General features: G+C 72.5%; 13 protein-coding genes. 7 read left to right on the forward strand and 6 right to left on the reverse strand.

All coding sequences use genetic code 11. From position 1 onward, the window contains the following. Window positions 1-38: 38 nt before the first annotated feature. The 3 genes from NGF19_RS25940 (at window position 39) to NGF19_RS25950 (ending at window position 2,599) form a co-directional block, all read left to right on the forward strand. On the forward strand, window positions 39-284 hold the full coding sequence (locus tag NGF19_RS25940) for a hypothetical protein (protein ID WP_252427884.1): 246 nt from the start codon (window positions 39-41) through the stop codon (window positions 282-284). A gap of 129 nt (window positions 285-413) precedes the next feature. After that, window positions 414-1,145, forward strand: coding sequence for a response regulator transcription factor (locus NGF19_RS25945; protein ID WP_252427886.1), 732 nt, complete (start codon window positions 414-416; stop codon window positions 1,143-1,145). Beyond that, window positions 1,142-2,599 (forward strand): sensor histidine kinase, encoded by a 1,458-nt coding sequence (locus NGF19_RS25950; RefSeq protein WP_252427888.1) that lies wholly within the window; start codon window positions 1,142-1,144, stop codon window positions 2,597-2,599. The genes NGF19_RS25945 and NGF19_RS25950 overlap by 4 nt, the downstream gene beginning before the upstream one ends. A 61-nt stretch (window positions 2,600-2,660) precedes the next feature. On the opposite strand, the gene NGF19_RS25955 is transcribed toward NGF19_RS25950, so the two are convergent. Then, a complete protein-coding gene (locus NGF19_RS25955; RefSeq protein ID WP_252427890.1) occupies window positions 2,661-4,460 on the reverse strand; it encodes a bifunctional metallophosphatase/5'-nucleotidase in 1,800 nt (599 codons plus the stop codon). Window positions 4,461-4,698: 238 nt separating this feature from the next. Between NGF19_RS25955 and mshD the strand changes: the two genes are divergently transcribed. After that, window positions 4,699-5,637, forward strand: coding sequence for a mycothiol synthase (mshD, locus tag NGF19_RS25960; RefSeq protein WP_252427891.1), 939 nt, complete (start codon window positions 4,699-4,701; stop codon window positions 5,635-5,637). Between the two features lie 20 nt (window positions 5,638-5,657). Here the strand turns inward: mshD and NGF19_RS25965 are convergent, their stop codons facing one another. The 5 genes from NGF19_RS25965 to NGF19_RS25985 all read right to left on the reverse strand — a co-directional run bounded on the left by NGF19_RS25965 (window position 5,658) and on the right by NGF19_RS25985 (window position 10,228). Then, window positions 5,658-6,299 (reverse strand): ABC transporter, encoded by a 642-nt coding sequence (locus NGF19_RS25965; RefSeq protein ID WP_252427893.1) that lies wholly within the window; start codon window positions 6,297-6,299, stop codon window positions 5,658-5,660. Window positions 6,300-6,385: 86 nt separating this feature from the next. Next, window positions 6,386-7,957: an ABC transporter permease gene (locus tag NGF19_RS25970; protein WP_252427894.1), complete on the reverse strand. Its 1,572-nt coding sequence runs from the start codon at window positions 7,955-7,957 to the stop codon at window positions 6,386-6,388. Continuing rightward, window positions 7,954-8,823 (reverse strand): ATP-binding cassette domain-containing protein, encoded by an 870-nt coding sequence (locus NGF19_RS25975; protein ID WP_252427896.1) that lies wholly within the window; start codon window positions 8,821-8,823, stop codon window positions 7,954-7,956. Before NGF19_RS25975 ends, NGF19_RS25970 begins: the two co-directional genes overlap by 4 nt. Then, window positions 8,820-9,692, reverse strand: a complete 873-nt coding sequence (locus tag NGF19_RS25980; RefSeq protein WP_252427898.1) for a zf-HC2 domain-containing protein — start codon at window positions 9,690-9,692, stop codon at window positions 8,820-8,822. Before NGF19_RS25980 ends, NGF19_RS25975 begins: the two co-directional genes overlap by 4 nt. Continuing rightward, entirely contained in the window at window positions 9,689-10,228 is a 540-nt protein-coding gene (locus tag NGF19_RS25985; RefSeq protein ID WP_252427900.1) for an RNA polymerase sigma factor, read from the reverse strand. The genes NGF19_RS25980 and NGF19_RS25985 overlap by 4 nt, the downstream gene beginning before the upstream one ends. A gap of 308 nt (window positions 10,229-10,536) precedes the next feature. Here NGF19_RS25985 and NGF19_RS25990 point away from each other — a divergent pair, with 308 nt between their 5' ends. From NGF19_RS25990 to NGF19_RS26000, 3 genes are read left to right on the forward strand one after another with little or no spacing between them, the layout of a single operon-like run. Then, entirely contained in the window at window positions 10,537-12,999 is a 2,463-nt protein-coding gene (locus NGF19_RS25990) for an RNA degradosome polyphosphate kinase (RefSeq protein WP_252427901.1), read from the forward strand. Next, complete coding sequence (locus NGF19_RS25995; RefSeq protein WP_372505859.1) at window positions 12,980-14,032, forward strand: CHAD domain-containing protein; 1,053 nt, start codon at window positions 12,980-12,982, stop codon at window positions 14,030-14,032. Before NGF19_RS25990 ends, NGF19_RS25995 begins: the two co-directional genes overlap by 20 nt. Before the next feature lie 57 nt (window positions 14,033-14,089). After that, window positions 14,090-14,503, forward strand: coding sequence for an NUDIX hydrolase (locus NGF19_RS26000; protein ID WP_252427903.1), 414 nt, complete (start codon window positions 14,090-14,092; stop codon window positions 14,501-14,503). Window positions 14,504-14,675: the final 172 nt, after the last annotated feature.

Below are 14,675 nucleotides of genomic sequence, written 5' to 3' on the forward strand. Positions count from 1 at the left end.
AGCAAGTGAGCAAGTGAGCAAGTGAGAAGGAGTACGACATGATCAGGCGGATAGTCCACGACGTCACCGGTCCCGTCGGCCCCGCCGGCCTCACCCTGGCCCTGGCCGTGGCCCATGACCTCCATGTCCCCGCGCCCCGTCGGCCGCTGGCCTGCGAGCTGCGCACCACCGTGGTGCGGACCCCGGAAGTGGCCGTCCCGCAACTGATGGGCCTGCGCACCGGCCCCCGGCGGACCCACCGCCGCAAGGTGCCGCTGAACCGGCTCACCGCCGTCCTGGGCTGAGCCGTCCGCCGTCCGCCGTGGAGCGGTCCCCGCCACAGCACCTGGACGATCTCTCCGCCTCTGCCCGGAAACGTGCGAGTCTGAATGAGTGCAGCCCCGTCCGATCGCACCTTGAGGAACTCCACAGCCATGAGCCCCGCCGAAGGCGACCGTGAATCCCAGCGCATCCTGATCGTCGACGACGAGCCCGCGGTGCGCGAAGCCCTCCAGCGCAGCCTCGCCTTCGAGGGGTACGACACCGCGGTCGCCGTGGACGGCGCGGACGCCCTGGAGAAGGCGACCGGGTACGGGCCCGATCTGGTCGTCCTGGACATCCAGATGCCGCGGATGGACGGCCTCACCGCCGCCCGCCGGATGCGCGGCGCGGGCACCACCACCCCGATCCTCATGCTCACCGCCCGCGACACGGTGGGCGACCGCGTCACCGGCCTGGACGCGGGGGCCGACGACTACCTGGTCAAGCCGTTCGAGCTGGACGAGCTGTTCGCCCGTATCCGGGCCCTGCTGCGGCGCAGCTCGTACGCGGCCACGGCGCTCGGCGCCGCGGAGGACGAGGCGCTGACGTTCGCCGACCTCCGGATGGACCTGGCGACACGCGAGGTCACCCGCGGCGGGCGGGCCGTGGAACTGACCCGTACGGAGTTCACGCTCCTGGAGATGTTCATGGCCCATCCGCGCCAGGTGCTCACCCGCGAGCAGATCCTCCAGGCGGTCTGGGGCTTCGACTTCGAGCCGTCGTCGAACTCGCTCGATGTGTATGTGATGTATCTGCGGCGCAAGACGGAGGCGGGCGGCGAGCCGCGCCTCGTGCACACCGTCCGCGGCGTCGGCTATGTACTGCGGCAGGGCGGCGCCGAGTGATCAGACGATTCCGCGCCCTTCCGCTCCGCTCCCGGCTGGCCCTGCTGGTGGCGGCGGCCGTCGCGTTCGGTGTGGCGGCGGTGTCGGTGAGCTGCTGGTTCATCGTGCAGGGGAAGCTGTACCAGCAGGTGGACAGCAATCTGAAGAACACGAGCCAGCCCGTGCGGGCGGGGGCCCTCGCGACCGTGCTGGGCGACTGCACGACCACGCCCTCCGCGCAGGACGACCGCGGCCCCCAGCCCCGTACGTACTACACACAGGTGGTCACCACGAGCGGCGACTCCTGCGTCTACCCGAACTCGGCGGGCCTCGTCCAGGTCACCGGCAGCGACACCGACATCGCGAGGAACCCGGTGCGGGGCGTGCTCCACAACGGCACCGACAGCAAGGGCAACGCGGTACGGGTCCTGACGACACCGCTGGTCAGCGAGGGTCCGGCGGGCCCGCAGCTCTACCAGGACTACGCGCTGCTCGTCGCCTACCCGCTCCAGGACACCACGAAGACCCTGAGCGATCTGGCGCTGCTCCTGCTGATCGTGTCCGGTCTCGGGGTCATGGGCGCCGGGGCCGTGGGCCTCGCCGTGGCCCGCGCCGGGCTGCGTCCCGTCGACAAGCTCACGGCGGCCGTCGAGCACATCGCCCGCACCGAGGACCTGACCACCAGGATCCCGGTGGACCAGCACAGCGAGGACGAGATCGCCCGTCTCTCCCGCTCCTTCAACTCCATGACATCGGCCCTGGCCAGCTCGCGCGACCTCCAGCAGCAGTTGATCGCGGACGCGGGCCATGAGCTGCGGACGCCCCTCACCTCGCTGCGCACCAACATCGAACTGCTCTCCCGCAGCGAGGAGACGGGCCGCCCGCTGCCCGCGGAGGACCGCCGGGCGCTGCTCACCTCGGTGACGGCGCAGATGTCGGAGCTGGCGTCCCTGATCGGGGATCTGCAGGAGCTCTCGCGGCCGGAGAAGGGCCAGCACACCGGGAAGGCGCAGGTGCTGGCCTGGCAGGACATCGTCGAGACCGCCCTGGGCCGCGCCCGGCTGCGCGGCCCGGAACTGACGATCAACGCCGACCTCAGGCCGTGGTACGTCCGCGCGGAGCCGTCCGCGCTGGAGCGGGCGGTCGTGAACATCCTGGACAACGCGGTGAAGTTCAGCCCCGACGGCGGCACGGTCGAGGTCTCACTGGCGGACGGCACCCTCACGGTGCGCGATCACGGTCCCGGGATCGCGGCCGAGGAACTCCCCTATGTCTTCGACCGGTTCTGGCGCTCGCCCACGGCGCGCGCGCTGCCGGGCTCGGGGCTCGGCCTGTCGATCGTGGCCCGCACGGTCCAGCAGGCGGGCGGCGAGGTGGCCCTGACCCCGGCCGAGGGCGGGGGGACGGTGGCCACGGTACGGCTGCCGGGGGCGCCGACCCCGCCGCCTGCGGTGGCGCGGGAAGCGCTTCCCTGAAGACCGCAGCGGTCCGCCCCCGTCACCGCCTGTGCGCGGGACGGGGAGGGACCGCCGGGTGTCACTGCTGGACGGTGATCCGGTCCGCGGTCGGCACCGCGTAGGGCGCCGAGGCCGACGAGTTGGCCGTCAGATACGTCCCGAACGCCTCCAGGTCGTCGCCGCCGATCAGCATGTTCGTGCCCTTGCCCAGCTCGGTGAAGCCGTCGCCGCCGCCCGCGAGGAAGGAGTTCATCGCGACACGGTAGGTGGCGGCCGGGTCGATCGCGCTGCCGTTCAGCCTGACCGAGTCCGTGACCACGCGCGCGGCACCCGACTTCGTCAGGTCCAGCGTGTAGGTCAGGCCCTCGGACACCTGAAGGATCTTCGGCGAGGCCTCGTTCGCGCCGCTGACCTGCTGCTGCAGCGCGGTGATCACCTGGGTGCCGGTCAGGTCGACCAGGTTCACGGTGTTGGCGAACGGCTGGACCGTGTACGCCTCCCCGTACGTCACCACACCGTCACCCTCGCTGCCGCTCGCCGCGTAGGTGAGCGGCGCGCGGATGCCGCCGGGGTTCATCAAGGCGAGGTCCGTCCCGGGGTCGAGGGACTTGGCGTACGCGAGCTGCGCGTCCGCGATCAGGTCACCCAGCGGGGACTCGGTGCCCTTGGTGTCGATCTCGCCCGCGATGTAGCCCACGGGCCGGGAGGCGACCGGCGCGGCGAGCGTGTTCCACCGGTCGATCAGCCCGGTGATGTCGGAGGCCTTGGCGACGTCCCGGGTGACCACGTGGTTCGCGGACTTCACCGCCGTACGGACGACGTCACCGGTCGCGCGGTCGTACGTCAGCGTCGTGTCCGTGTACAGGCGGCCGAACGAGGACGCCGAGGTCACCATGCGGGGCCGGCCCGCCGGGTCGGGGATCGTGCACACGTACGCCTGGTGGGTGTGGCCGGTGACCAGCGCGTCCACGGCCGGGGTGACGTTCTTGGCGATGTCCGCGATCGGGCCGGAGATGCCGTCGCCGGGACCCGGGCTGTCGCAGTCGTAGTTGTAGTCGCCCGACGCGGGCATGCCGCCCTCGTGGATCAGCGCGACGATCGACTGGACGCCCTGCTTCTGCAGCTCCTTGGCGTACTTGTTGATCGCCTCCACCTCGTCGCCGAACTTCAGGCCCTTGACGCCCTCGGCGGAGACGATGTTCGGCGTGCCCTTCAGCGTCACCCCGATGAAGCCGATCTTGACGCCGGACTTCTTCCAGACCCAGTACGGCGCAAGGAGCGGCTTGCCGGTCTTCTCGTCCGTCACGTTCGCGGTCAGATAGGGGAAGTTCGCGCCCTTGAACTTCTGGCTCTTGTCGTAGCAGCCGTCCTCGGGGTGGCAGCCGCCGTTCTGGAGTCGCGCCAGTTCCTTCGCGCCCTCGTCGAACTCGTGGTTGCCGACGCTGGTGACGTCCAGGTCCAGCTTGTTGAGCGCGTCGATGGTCGGCTCGTCGTGGAACAGCCCGGACAGCAGCGGCGAGGCGCCGACCATGTCACCGGCTCCGGCCGTGACGGAGTACGCGTGGCCCTGGCGCGCCTGCCGCAGATGCGTGGCGAGGTACTCCACGCCGCCCGCGTCGACGGTCTTGGTGGTGCCGTCGGCCTCGTGCTCGGTGACCCGGCCCGACGAGCCGGTGGGCGGCTCCAGGTTGCCGTGCAGGTCGTTGAACGACAGCAACTGCACATCCTGGTAGCGACCCGACTGCGGGTTGCCCTGACCGGTCCTGTTCTCCTGCGCGTCGGCCGGCAGCGCCGACACCAGGGCGCCCACGGTGGCGAGGCTCGCTGCGGCCCCGAGGATGCGGTGCATACGTCTGTGCCGGTCTGTCGTCGGTGGCATGTGCTCCCCTGAGGTGTGCGCGCTGTTCCGCCAGGTGTGCGCGGCCGGACCCGCCGGCCGCGACTGTGCTGTCCGGTCTGTCCGGACCTGACCGTCTCGCGTGCGCCGCATGAGGAGCGCGCCGAAACCGTCGCTCGCGCAGCCTAGGGTCAACGCGCGTAGCGGAACAGGGGTCCTGGGTTACAACAAGGCGTCATATGCCTCTCGATTCCCGCGTGGCCCCTTTACTCTCGTACTCATGACCAGCGACGACTCCGCACGCCCGGCATCGCCCCGCTCCATCGACACCGTCGGCGCGCTCTCGCCCGAACAGGCCGAGTCCGTGCTCGCGTTGCTCACCGAGGCCGCCCGGATCGACGGGCAGCCGGCCGTGTCCGAGCAGGGACGCCTGCAACTGCGCGGCGGTGAGCGGGAGGGCGTCTCCCATCTTCTGCTGACGACCGGCGACACACTCGTCGGATACGCGCAACTGGAGGACACCGACCCGGTGGAGGCCCCGGCCGCCGAGCTGGTCGTGCACCCCTCGTACCGCGGCCATGGGCACGGCCGGGCCCTCGGCTCCGCGCTCCTCGCCGCCTCCGGCAAGCGACTGCGGGTGTGGGCGCACGGCGGTCACTCCGCGGCCCGGCATCTGGCCCAGGTGCTCGGCCTCACCCTCTTCCGCGAACTGCGCCAGATGCGCCGCCCGTTGACCGACCTCGACCTGGCCGAGCCGAAGCTGCCCGACGGCGTCACCGTGCGCACCTTCGTGCCCGGCCGGGACGACGCGGCCTGGCTCGCCCTCAACGCGTCCGCGTTCGCCCACCACCCCGAGCAGGGCTCGCTGACCCAGCGCGACCTGGACGACCGGATGGCCGAGGCGTGGTTCGACCCGCAGGGCTTCTTCCTCGCCGAACGCGAGGGCGAGCACGGCCCGGAACTCATCGGCTTCCACTGGACCAAGGTCCACGCCGAGGAGCAGCTCGGCGAGGTGTACGTCCTCGGCGTCCGCCCCGGCGCCCAGGGCGGCGGCCTCGGCCGCGCCCTCACCACGATCGGCCTGCGGCATCTGGCGGCCCAGGGCCTGCCGACCGTGATGCTGTACGTCGACGCGGACAACAAGGCCGCGCTCACCGTCTACGAACGGCTGGGCTTCACGACCCACGAGACGGACCTGATGTACCGGACGGAGACCTGAGGGCCCCTGCGCGGGCGGCGTCAACGGTGGGCGGCGCGGGCCGCCGACCGGTGCGTGTCCTCCAGCCGGAGCCGGTGCTTGCGTACCGGCTCCGACTGGAGGGCCGCGCCCGCCAGAAGGGCGAGCGTCAGCAGGGCCGCCCAGCGCTGATGCGCCACCGCCCAGCTCGCGGCGTCCGCCTGGACGAACAGCGCCCCTGACGTGGGGAGCAGCGTCGCCAGCAGCGTGCAGGTCAGCAGCGTCCCCGCCACCGCCACCCCGGGCCGCGGCGTGTCGCTGAACCGTACGGCGCACGCGGCACCGGAGAGCGCCAGGACCACCAGCGCCGCCGCCTCCAGGGTGAGGTCGCCGGCCGGGGGCCGTATCCGCTCCGGTACGAGCAGCAGGGCCGCTGCCCAGCTCGACGCCGCGAGCGGGGCGACGAGCACCAGCCGCACTCCGCTGCGCACCACCCGCCGGATCGGCACCACGGCGGTGGTGTCCCGCGCCGGATCGTCCAGCAGGAACGCCAGGCCCAGGGCCAGGCCGACCGCGGCGACCCGCAGGAGGAAGACGGCCAAGGCGGTACCGACCCCCTCCTGCGTCAGCCGGGTGAACCAGCCGAGGACCGGGCCCAGCCCGGCGGCGGCACCGAGCACCCCCCAGGGCAGCGACCGCCCCACGGGCGGGACAAGGGCCGCGATCCCCGCGCATCTAAGTCCCCTCTGCCCCGCCCTCCGGGCGGACGACGCTACTTTCGCATCACGCCCTAGCACGACCCCTCCTCCCCAGCGGCTCCCTTCTCCTCGGCGGCTGCCTTGCCGGCCGGCACCCCGAGCAGCTCCGCCACCTGGGTCAGCGAGGTCTTCGGGGACGTCAGCTCCGCCCAGTGCGTCTTCATCCGGGCCGTGACGCTGTAGCGCGGACGCTTCAGGAGGTCCCGGACGATCCGGGTCTGTTCGGTGCTCATCAGGACCGGGTCCGTGATGCTCAGCGCGCCGGCGGAGCCGGTGACGCTGTTGTCGATGCGGACGTCGCGGAGCGCCGTCATCGGGTCGTCCTGCGCGGCCAGCGCCAGCCACATGACCGTCACCACGCGGGCGTCGCACATCTTGGAGGCCGCCTCCTCGTCCCCCGCCACCAGGACCGACGCGACTCCGACGGCGAACTCGGGGACGCGGGTGCCGCCCCAGCGCGTACCGGCCGTGATCTCGCCCGGGGTCCGCAGCGGCATGATGGCGGAGTCGTCCGTCAGGTTGTAGACGACCGGTATCCGCTGCCGGATCGTCAGCCGTGCTCCTCGGGCGCCCCCGCCCGTGAGGCCCTGGACGCGGTCCACGACCTGCGCCCAGTCGTCCCGCCAGGCGGTCCACTCCGGGAACGAGCAGTACGTCGACCGGTGGTGCGTCACACAGGACTGGGCGGTGACCGGCGCATGGCTCGCCTTCGTCCGGGCCGCGGTCAGGGCGGCGTCATGGCTCGGGGACTGCCCGGCGACCCCGCCGACCGTGGCAGCGAGGGCCACTGCCGTGCCCGCCTTCACCAGGCGCGTACGTCCCCCGCTCAGCAGGAGCGTGACGCACAGCAGCAAGGCGGTCAGGCCCGCCAGATACAGGACGTGCCAGCCGGCCGGGCGGCCGAGGAGCGCGGAGGGGATCGGGTCGAGCCCGTTCTCGGAGACCACGGGGTTCAGCCAGTCCAGCCACTGCGAGTGCTCCGGGTCCGGGCCGGTGAAGAGGGAGGCGGCCAGGGACGCGATGCCGCCCAGGGCCACGACGACGGCACCGCCGAGCACGCTCGGGATCACCCGCGCGGCCAGCACCCCCACGATCCCGGCGGCCAGCGTCACCAGCGGCCCCACCGCCAGCTCGGCGACCGAACCGTGGCCGACCGCGCCCGGCTTCAGCGCCGTCCAGGCGAACTCGACCGCGACGATCAGCGCGGTGAGCGCGGCGAGCGGCACCACCGACAGCGCGTGCGCGAGCGTGCGCCGCCAGGGCTCCATGACCAGGATGTCGAAGTGCTGGTCGGTGCCCTGGCGCCGGGAGCGCTGCGCGGTGATGTTCGCGGCGAGGAGGACGACGAGGGCCAGGGCCAGGGTGCCGGGCTGCGTCGCGCGGTCCGCGTAGTGCAGGACGGGGTAGCGGTCCATGCCGTTCTCGGGGAACAGCAACTGCCAGTACGTATAGCCCGCGTACAGCAGGAAGACGACCAACACCGTGGGCTGCCGCAGGAGTTCGCGGGCCTCGAAGCGGGCCAGCGCGAGGACCGCCGCGGCCGGGCGGCGTCCGGTCCGCAGGGGTTCCGAGACCGTGGGGGCCTGGTCGATGACGGCGCTCATGCGGACATCGCCTCCACCGACTGCGCGTCGAGAGCGAGCAAGTAGCCGTCCTCCAGGGTGGGTTCGAGAAGATCGGCGCCCTGGGGCGGGTCGCCGACGTTGCGGAAGGTGCCCAGGCCCGTCCGCCAGCCCGCGCGGGCCTGCGGGTCGCGCTCCGTACTGCTCCACACCCGACCCGCCGCCCGTGCGGTCAGCTCGGCCGGGGTGCCCTCGAAGCGGACGTGGCCCTGGGCCATGACGATGACGCGCTGGCAGAGCATCGCCACGTCCTCGGTCTGATGCGTGGACAGCAGCACCGTCCTGTGCCGGCCCGCCTCGGCGATCACCTCCCGGAACTGCATGCGCTGTTCGGGGTCGAGGCCCACGGTCGGTTCGTCGAGCAGCAGCAGGCCCGGATCCCCGAGGAGCGCGGCGGCCAGGGCCACACGCTGGCGCATTCCGCCGGAGAGCCGCTTGATGCGCTTGCCGCGCACCTCGGAGAGGTTCACTGCGTCCAGCACGCGCCGCACCTCGCGGTGGCGGGCGGACCGGTCGGCGAACTCCTTGAGGATCGCCACGTAGTCGACGAACGCGAACGCCGTGAAGTCCGGGTGGAAGCCGGGGTTCTGCGGCAGATAGCCCAGGCGGCGCCGCACCTCTTGGCGGCCCGCGCCCGTGCCCGGGTCGTGCCCGAGCACCGTGAAGGCGCCTCGGTCGGGGGGCACGGCGGTGGCGAGCACCCGCAACAGGGTCGTCTTGCCCGCGCCGTTGGGCCCGAGCAGCCCGGTGACACCCTCCTGGAGACGTACGGAGACGTTGTCGAGCGCCGGGCTGCCGCCGTAGCGCACGGTCAGGCCGGAGCCCGAGACGGTGGGACGGGTGGTCATGCGACGCTCCTGTGGGCGAGGTCGGTGGGAAGGGACGGGGCCGAGGCGGTGTCGAACCTGTCGCGCAGGCGGTGCAGCAGGACGGCCGCGATCACGGCGACCAGGGCCGCCACGCCCTGGCCCACGCCCGTGAACGGTGGGAGCGTCTTGTGGCCGGTCGCCGCCGCCGCGGCCAGCAGGGCGATCCACGCACCGCTGACCAGGGCAGGGGCGGTGACCTGGCCCAGCCGTGCGGTCAGCGCGAGTCCGGTCGCGGTCAGGGCGAGGGCGGGCAGCAGCCAGGCCAGCGCGCGCAGCCCGTACCCGGGGAGGGCAAGGCTCGCCAGGCCGTTGAGCCCGAGGCTGGCGACCAGCACCGCGACCGTGCGGATCATCAGCAGGCGGAAGCCGTGCAGCGGGGCGACGAGCGCCATCTCGTAGGTCGGGTCGAGCGCCGGACCGTAGGACAGCGCGACGCCCGCCAGCGGCAGCAGCGGGGCCAGGGCGAGGAAGAGGGAGGGCGAGTGGACCGTGTACACGCTGATCACCGTCATGAGCAGCACCAGCAGGACCGCGCCCAGCCAGGAGGCGCGCAGCACCGGCGTGGCGGCCAGCAGGCGCGCCGTGTGGTCGGCGACGCCGCACCGCATCAGCAGGGCCTCGAAGACGCCCGGCCGGGGAGCGTCCAGCTCGGCGTCCAGCCGCTCCCAGCCGAGGTCCAGGGCGCGCGAGTCGGTGGCCTCCGCGAGGGCCAGCCGACAGGGCGCGCATGCCAGCAGATGCGTGTCGACCGACCACAGGCGGGGCGCCTCCAGCTCGCCGCGCGCGTAGGCGCGCAGGTCGTCGGTGTCCGCGTGCCATCCCGTGCCGTCGTGCCCGGTGTCTCTCATGCCAGCTCCTCCCGCAGTCGCCTTCGCGCACGCTGCGCCCGTGTCTTGACCGTGCCGGGAGGAATGCCGAGGACCACGGCCGCCTCCTTGGTCGTCAGTCCGTCGACCACCGTCGCCTGGAGGACCGCGCGCAGCTCCGGCGAGAGCCTTATCAGCGCCCCCGCCAGGTCGCCGTGCTGCACTCCCGCCAGGACGCGTTCCTCCGCGGAGGCCTCATGGCGGTGCCGCAGCCGCGCCAGCGCCTGGCGCAGCCGGCCCCGCGCGCCGTCGCCGCGCAGCGCGTCCACCAGCCGCCGGGCGCCCACGCGCCAGAGCCAGCCGGCCACGTCGCCGTCCTCGCGGTAGCGCGCACTGCCGCGCCAGACCGCGAGGAACGTCTCCTGCACGACGTCGTCCACGAGCCCCGGGTCGGCGCATCTGCCGCGCAGGCGTGCCGTGAGCCACGGCGCATACCGCCGGTACAGCTCCTCGAAGGCGTGACGGTCCCCGTCTGCCGCGGCACGCAGCAGCTCCCCGTCACTTCTCGTTTCCCTCACGCCCCTTCATCGGACGAGCCCCCGCGATCGGTTCACGTCCGCGAGAAGAATTTCCGCCCGCCGGATGAATTTCCACGCGCCGCGCGCCCGCAGGGCTCCGTACCGCCGCTCCTCTTCCTCCCACAGCCCCCGTCCACAGACGGCGCTTCCTCCCACAGCCCCCCGTCCACAGACAGCGCTTCCTCCCACAACCCCGTCCGCAGGACGGCGAAGGCAGAGGGCTGCGGACGTCCGCGGGCCTCCCCCCGCTATCCCGCACGTCATGTAGCCGTAACCAGTGATTCAGACGGGCTTGCGACGCTCGGCCAATGAATGCCGCCCCAGAGCCCCTGCCGCCCCCGCGATCCGGGGCCGGTGCGGAGCGCGGGCGCCGCCTCGCCGCGCCGCCGCCTTCGCGCTCCGACGCGCCCGTCACCCGTTCGGCGCGGAAGAATGGGTTCATGAGCCAGCAGAATGCCGAGGCAGCACAGCGGGCACAGAATCAGCGGGCACAGGACCGGCGGGCACAGGACGAGCCGTCGGCGCAGGACCGGTCGGTCCCCACCGAGGCAGAGTCCTCGGAGCGGGCGAGCGCGCGGACCCGGCAGCCCTCCGTGGGCTCCCTCACCGCGCGCCGCCCCCACGCCGTGGCCGGGGCGGTCTCCGACCTGGAGCCGGACCTCGACGCGGACCTGGACGTGTACGAGGAGCCCGAGGGCGCCCAGCTCCCCCCGGGCCGCTTCCTCGACCGGGAGCGGAGCTGGCTCCAGTTCAACGAGCGGGTGCTGGAACTGGCCGAGGACCCGCACACCCCGCTGCTCGAACGCGCGAAGTTCCTGGCGATCTTCGCGAGCAATCTGGACGAGTTCTTCATGGTCCGGGTCGCGGGCCTCAAGCGCCGTATCGCCACCGGGGTCGCCACCCACTCCGCCTCCGGTCTCCAGCCGCGCGAGGTGCTGGAGATGATATGGGCCCGGTCCCGCGAGCTCATGGCCCGGCACGCGGCCTGCTTCCACGAGGACGTCGCCCCGGCACTCGCGGACGAGGGCGTACAGCTCGTGCGCTGGAGCGAGCTGACCGAGAAGGAGCAGGCGCGCCTGTTCACGCTCTTCCGGCACCAGATCTTCCCGGTGCTGACCCCGCTGGCCGTGGACCCCGCGCACCCCTTCCCGTACATCTCGGGGCTGTCCCTGAACCTCGCGGTCGTCGTGCGCAACCCGGTCTCCGGCCACCGCCACTTCGCGCGCGTCAAGGTCCCGCCGCTGCTCTCCCGCTTCCTGGAGGCCTCCCCGCAGCGCTACGTCCCCATCGAGGACGTCATCGCCGCCCATCTGGAGGAGCTGTTCCCCGGCATGGAGGTCCTGGAGCACCACACCTTCCGGATCACCCGCAACGAGGACCTGGAGGTCGAGGAGGACGACGCCGAGAACCTGCTCCAGGCCCTGGAGAAGGAGCTGATGCGGCGCCGCTTCGGGCCGCCGGTGCGGCTGGAGGTGGAGGAGTCGATCGACCGTTACGTCCTCGATCTCCTGGTGCGCGAGCTGAAGATCTCCGAGGCCGAGGTGTACCCGCTGCCCGGCCCCCTGGACCTCACGGGCCTGTTCGGCATCGCCAACCTCGACCGCCCCGAGCTGAAGTACCAGAAGTACGTCGCGGGCACCCACCGCGACCTCTCCGAGGTCGAGTCGGCGTCGGCGCCCGACATCTTCGCGGCGCTGCGCGAGCGGGACGTGCTGCTGCACCACCCGTACGACTCCTTCTCCACCTCCGTCCAGGCGTTCCTGGAGCAGGCCGCCGGGGACCCGGACGTCCTCGCCATCAAGCAGACGCTGTACAGGACCTCGGAGACCTCGCCGATCGTCGACGCGCTCATCGACGCGGCGGAGTCCGGCAAGCAGGTCCTCGTCCTGGTCGAGATCAAGGCCCGCTTCGACGAGCAGGCCAACATCAGCTGGGCCCGCAAGCTGGAGGAGGCGGGCTGCCATGTCGTGTACGGCCTCGTGGGCCTGAAGACCCACTGCAAGCTGTCGCTCGTCGTACGGCAGGAGGGCGACACGCTGCGCCGCTACAGCCATGTGGGCACGGGCAACTACCACCCCAAGACCGCACGTCTGTACGAGGACCTGGGGCTGTTGACCGCCGATCCGCAGGTCGGCGCGGATCTGTCCGACCTCTTCAACCGGCTCTCGGGCTACTCGCGCCGCGAGACCTACCGCCGCCTGCTCGTCGCCCCGAGGTCCCTGCGCGACGGTCTGATCTCCCGGATCGACAAGGAGATCCAGCACCACAACGCCGGACGGCCCGCGTACGTCCGTATCAAGGTCAACTCGATGGTGGACGAGGCGGTCGTCGACGCGCTCTACCGGGCGTCCAAGGCCGGTGTCCCGGTCGACGTCTGGGTGCGCGGCATCTGCGCGCTGCGGCCCGGCGTCCCCGGTCTGTCCGAGAACATCCGCGTACGGTCCGTCCTCGGCCGCTTCCTCGAACACTCCCGCGTCTTCGTCTTCGCGGGCGGCGGCGAACCCGAGGTGTGGATCGGCAGCGCCGACATGATGCACCGCAACCTCGACCGCCGTATCGAGGCACTCGTCAGGGTCACCGACCCGGCGCACCGGGCGACCCTCAACCGGCTCCTGGAGACCGGCATGTCCGACACCACCTCCTCCTGGCACCTGGGGGCGGACGGCGAGTGGACCCGGCACGCGACCGACGCGGACGGCCAGCCCCTGCGCAACATCCAGGAGATGCTCATTGACGCCCGGAGGCGCCGGCGTGGCACAGCAGCACCTTGATCCGTCCACCATCGGCCGCGCGGCCCCGACCCTGCCCGGGGAGGACCGGCCCGGGGAGGCTCTCGCCGACTATCTGAGGGCCCAGGCCACGGGGTTCCTCCGCGCGCTGCGCCATCACCAGGACAGCGGGGAGGCCGGGAGCGCGGAGGACCTCGGGGACGCGGCGCTCGCGCTGCGCCGCTCGGCCCGCCGCATCAGCGGCACGCTCCACACGTTCCGCCCCCTGCTCGACGCCGACTGGTCCGAGCGGATGCGCGCCGAACTGGCCTGGCTGTCGGGCACGCTGGCCCGCGAGCACGCCTACGCGGCCCGGCTCGAACGGCTGCTGACCGCCCTGCACCGGCTGTCCGGCTCCTCGGCGCTTCCCGCACAGCCGGGGAGCACGGGCAGGACATCCGGCGCCCCCGAGCGCGGCGCCCTGACCGTCGGCGCGGCAAAGGCGGGCGCCCTGCTGGACCGCCAGCTCACCCTGGCCCGCACACGCGCGCACTCGGCGGCCCTCCAGGCCCTCGGGTCCAGCCGCTTCCACGCGGTGGCCGACAGCGTCGCCGTCCTCGCCAGCGAGGTCCCGCTCACGTCCGCCGCGGCCGGGGCCGATCTGTGCAGACCCGTCGCAGCGGCACAGGAGCGGCTGTACGAGGCGGTGGCCGCGCTGCCGCTGATCACCTCGGGCCAGCCGTACACCGCCGCGGCCCTGGTCGGCAGCCTGTCCCCGGACCCGGCCCCGCATCCGCAGGACGGCCCCTGGCATCAGGCCCGGCTGCTGCTGCGGCTGTACCGCTACGCCCGGGAGGTCCAGGGCGAGGACACGCCCGTCGACGTACGGCTGCCCGCCGCGGGCCAGGCCCTGGAGCGGCACCGGGACGCCGCGGAGGCAGCAGCCGCGGCGGCCGGGGCGGCGCGTACCCCGCGCATCGCCCCGGCCACGGCGTACGCCCTCGGCGTGCTGCATGCCGACCAGCGTCATGAAGTGGAGGCCGCCCGTTTCGCCTTCCAGCAGTCGTGGCAGAGGCAGACGGTGGGGACCGCGTAGGCACCCGTACGGCGGCGCGGCGCGCCGCGGTCACGAGGAAGGAGCCGTGAGCACCCGATGAGCGACGACATCATCCGCGCGGCGGGCTGTGTCCTGTGGCGCCGCTCCCCCGTCGACGGCGAGGTGGAGATCTGCCTGGTCCACCGGCCGAAGTACGACGACTGGTCGCATCCGAAGGGCAAGCTCAAGCCGGGCGAGGACCCGCTCGCGGGCGCGCTGCGGGAGGTGGCGGAGGAGACGGGGTACGCCGCGCTGCCCGGCGCCGCCCTGCCCACGGTCCATTACGTGGCGAACGGCCGCCCCAAGCAGGTCTACTACTGGGCGGCCGAGGCGGGCGACGGCTCCTTCAGGCCCAGCCGTGAGGTGGACCGGATCCTGTGGCTTCCGCCGGCCGCGACCCGGACCCGTCTCACACGGCCGCGTGACCGCGAACTCATGGACATCGTTCTCCAGGCGTTGAACCCGATATAGGCCACGGTCGTGCCCCGCGCACCGCGGTGTCCTCCCGTGTCGCCCCCGCGTACCCGGCCGCGGACGTAAGCGTTCCGTGACCTCACCACACCGTCCGCAGGGGTTCACCCTCCGTTCACTCACGTCCATCGGCGCCTTCACCTGAACTGCCTAATTTCGGCCTTACCAGAGG

This window comes from Streptomyces macrolidinus, from assembly GCF_023887685.1.
Taxonomy (GTDB): Bacteria; Actinomycetota; Actinomycetes; order Streptomycetales; family Streptomycetaceae; genus Streptomyces; species Streptomyces macrolidinus.